Here is a 234-nt window from a genome sequence, read left to right as displayed (position 1 = left end):
CTCGACCAGGCGATCGGGCGCAGCGGCCCGCAAACGCTGATCCTGGCCGATATCGACCATTTCAAGCGGATCAACGACACGCTTGGCCATGACGAGGGGGACGAGGTCCTACGCGGATTCGCTCTGGCACTGATCGACACGCTGCCACCGGGCACGCTGGCCGCGCGGATCGGCGGCGAGGAGTTCGCGCTGCTCGCCGATGTCGATCACGCGCCCGAGCCCGAAGTCCTGCTC

General features: G+C 67.5%; 1 protein-coding gene. It reads left to right on the top strand.

The window, feature by feature from the left end; all coding sequences use genetic code 11:
• A partial coding sequence (locus AC3II9_RS22570) for a GGDEF domain-containing protein (RefSeq protein WP_489159016.1) occupies positions 1–234 on the top strand: 234 nt, incomplete at both ends.

The organism is Lysinibacillus sp. RU7, assembly GCF_057837305.1.
This window is presented reverse-complemented; position numbering and strand designations above follow the sequence as displayed.